We start from the raw sequence: 3,274 nt of genomic DNA, 5'->3' as shown, positions 1-3,274 counted from the left end.
CCGGCCTCGATCTCGCCCAAGCTTTCGAGCGGTTCGTTCAGCAGGTCGCCGAGCGGCGTGCTGCGGTTGTCGGCGATGGCCTGACCGTCCTTCAGCGTCAGTTGCTCTTCGCTGGTGCCCAGCTGTTCGGCAATCCGCGACCGGATGCCCTGACAGGCCAGAAAAACGGAAGACCCAGCGGAGGATGCGCCCCATGAGCCGCCGGAGCCGGAGGCGGGCGGGTTGTCGGTATCGCCGAGGCGTACATCGACCTGATCGGGGCGCAGGCCGAGCATTTCCGCCGTAAGCTGGGTGAGGATCGCGTAGCTGCCGGTGCCGATGTCCGTCATGTCCGTTTCGACCACGGCACTGCCATCGGGATCGAGCGTAACCCGCGCCTTGGAGCCCATCAGGATATTGACGCGCACGGCGGAGGCCATGCCCTGACCGATGAGCCATTCGCCTTCGCGGCGGCTGCCGGGGGCGGGGCAGGTCGCATCCCAGCCGAAGGTTTGTGCGCCCGCGTCCAGCGCCTTGGCCAGCATGTTGGACGAATAGGGCTTGCCCGTCGTCGGGTCCTCTTCGGGAATGTTGCGCTTGCGCAGCTCGACCGGGTCGATCCCGGCGGCATGGGCCAGTTCATCCATCGCGATTTCGAAACAAGTGATGCCCACCGCTTCGCCCGGCGCGCGGACCGATCCCGCACAGGTGCGGCTGACCCGCGCAATATGGTGGCCGATGTGGCGATGCGCGCCCCGGTAGGTAAAGGGCGTGGCCTGGGTGACCGGTTCGGAAAAGGTTTCGTCAGGCAGGTTCGACACCCATGCGTCATGGCCGATCCCGCTCAGCCGACCCTCCGCATCGGCGGCGAGCCGGATGCGCTGGCGGGTTTCGGACCGGCGCATGGTGGCCTCGAACACCTGCTGACGGGTCATGGCGATGCCGACCGGGCGGCCGAGTTCCCTGGCCGCCAGTGCCGCGCCGACCGCCTCCTGCGCGATGCCCAGTTTGGAGCCGAAGCCGCCGCCCACGTAAGGCGAAAGGATGCGCAGCTTCTTCGGGTCGATCCCCAGCGAATCCGCCAGTTCGTTGCGGTTGTATTTCAGCATCTGGTAGGCGCCCCGCAGGGTCAGCCTGTCGCCGTCCCATTGCGCGATGGAAGCATGGGGTTCCATCGCGGCGGAATTATGCGGCGGGGTGGAATAGGTTTGATCCACCGTAACAGCGGCGTCGCGCATGGCCTTGTCCAGATCGCCCTGTGCGCTTTGCTTGTCCTCGGGGGTTTCGTAATCCTGCGGGGTGACAGGATTGCGGTCCGCATCCGTGATTTCGAACGTGACGGCCTGTGCGGCGGCGCGGGCGGCCTCGAAACTGTCGGCCACCGCGAGGGCGATGGGCTGGCCCACGTAGTGGACGTCGCGCACGCCCTGAACGGGCGCTTCGTTCGCCGTGCCCTGACAGGGATTGCGCAGCAGTTTGTCAGCGTGCAGGACGGTATGCACCCCCTCCATCGCCAGTGCCTTGTCGGCGTTCATCGACGTCACCTGACCGAGGCGCGGCGCGCGCACGAAACAGCCGTGCAGCATGCCTTCGGGCTGTGCCTCATGCGCGTAGGGCGCGGTGCCGGAAACCTTGAGCGGCCCCTCGGGGCGGTCCATCGGCGTGGACAGAACGCCCTGTGCCATGTCATCGAGCCGGTTGCGGCGGTCGGCTTCATCCATCTTGTGATGTACATTCATCGGCTCATACCTCGCAGAGTTCGGACAGCACGGCACGGAAGGTGCGCCGCAGCAGCGGTATCTTGAAATCGTTGCCACCATGGCCCTCAGCATCCCGCAGCAGGACGTCGGCGGCGGCATCGAAGCTTTCGCGGGTGGCGTTCTGGCCGATCAGGGCCTTTTCAACGCCCGCGTCGCGCCAGGGGCGGGGGGCGACGCCGCCGAAGGCCAGTGCGGCATCGGTGATCTTTCCGCCGTCGCAGTTCACGATTCCGGCGACCGAGGTGAGGGCAAAGGCATAGGACGCCCGGTCGCGCACCTTGCGGTAGGTCTGCCGCCCCGGAGGCGGCGGGGGCAGGGTGACGGCGGTGATGAGGTCACCGGGTTCCAGCACGGTTTCCCGGTCGGGCCGGTCCCCGGGCAGCAGGTAGAATTCCGACAGCGGGATGCTGCGCGCGCCTTCGGGGCCTTCGACCTCCACCACGGCTCCGAGGGCCTGCATGGCGACCGCCATGTCGCTGGGATGGGTGGCGATACACTCTTCGCTGGCGCCGAGGATGGCGTGCAGCCGCGTGGCCCCGCCGATGGCACTGCAGCCCGAGCCCGGCTCGCGCTTGTTGCAGGGGGAATCGATGTCCTGAAAGTAATAGCAGCGCGTGCGTTGCAGCAGGTTGCCCCCGGTGGTGGCCATGTTGCGCAACTGCCCGCTGGCCCCCGACAGCAACGCGCGGGACAGCACCGGATACTCCCGGCGCACCCGGGCATCGGCGGCCAGATCGGCGTTGGAGACGAGCGCGCCGATGCGCAGCCCGCCTTCGTGATCCTCGATCCCGCGCAGGTCGAGCCGGGTGATATCGGTGAGCCGTTCAGGCCGCTCCACCCCCAGCTTCATGAGGTCCAGCAGGTTGGTGCCGCCGGCGATGAAGCGCGGGTTGCCGACCGCGTCGGAGACGTCCGCAGCGCGTGTGTAATCGAATGGGGTCATTCCGCGGCCTCCTTGTTGCCGGAGGTCTCGCGGCCCGAGACTTCGCGGATCGCATCGACGATATTGGGGTAGGCGGCACAGCGACACAGGTTGCCCGACATCCGCTCGGCGATCTCGCTGTCGGTCAGCTCCGCCGTGGCGGTCAGATCCTCCGTCACCACGCTGGGCCATCCAGCGCGGGCCTCCTCCAGCATGGCGGTGGCCGAACATATCTGGCCGGGGGTGCAATAGCCGCATTGGTAGCCATCGTGACGCACGAAGGCATCCTGCAGCGGGGAAAGATCGGACGGGGTGCCCAGCCCTTCGATGGTGGTGATTTCCGCCCCGTCCATCATGCAGGCGAGCGTGAGGCAGGAGTTGATCCGCCGCCCGTCCACGATAACCGTGCAGGCGCCGCACTGGCCGTGATCGCACCCCTTCTTGGAGCCCGTCAGCCCGAGGTGGTTTCGCAGAGCATCCAGCAGCGTGGTGCGGGGATCGGCATCTATCTGATGCTCCGTTCCGTTGATGTTGAGAGTGGTGCGCATCTTGTTCTCCTGTCCGGTACGGTCTGTTCAGGAACCCGAGGTGGGAGGAATGGTTCCTGTGCCTG

The 3,274-nt window shown here is 66.9% G+C and carries 3 protein-coding genes; all 3 read right to left on the bottom strand.

Annotation, left to right across the window (positions count from 1 at the left end; genetic code table 11):
• Nucleotides 1-1,718, bottom strand: a 1,718-nt coding sequence (locus tag A3764_RS08055) for a xanthine dehydrogenase family protein molybdopterin-binding subunit (protein ID WP_067951448.1), incomplete at its 3' end; no start/stop codon positions are given.
• Between the two features lie 4 nt (nt 1,719-1,722).
• Complete coding sequence (locus A3764_RS08050) at nt 1,723-2,682, bottom strand: FAD binding domain-containing protein (RefSeq protein WP_067951445.1); 960 nt, start codon at nt 2,680-2,682, stop codon at nt 1,723-1,725.
• Nucleotides 2,679-3,209 carry a 2Fe-2S iron-sulfur cluster-binding protein gene (locus A3764_RS08045; RefSeq protein ID WP_082850991.1) on the bottom strand — a complete coding sequence of 177 codons (531 nt, stop codon included), beginning with the start codon at nt 3,207-3,209 and terminating at the stop codon, nt 2,679-2,681. Before A3764_RS08045 ends, A3764_RS08050 begins: the two co-directional genes overlap by 4 nt.
• Nucleotides 3,210-3,274: the final 65 nt, after the last annotated feature.

It is taken from the genome of Sulfitobacter sp. HI0129 (genome assembly GCF_001635395.1).
Classification (GTDB): domain Bacteria; phylum Pseudomonadota; class Alphaproteobacteria; order Rhodobacterales; family Rhodobacteraceae; genus Sulfitobacter.
This window is presented reverse-complemented; position numbering and strand designations above follow the sequence as displayed.

What these genes read in the sequence shown, in the direction of transcription:
- A3764_RS08050 (WP_067951445.1), bottom strand. Translation starts at nt 2,682, where the DNA reads ATGACCCCATTCGATTACACACGCGCTGCGGACGTCTCCGACGCGGTC.
- A3764_RS08045 (WP_082850991.1), bottom strand. Translation starts at nt 3,209, where the DNA reads ATGCGCACCACTCTCAACATCAACGGAACGGAGCATCAGATAGATGCC.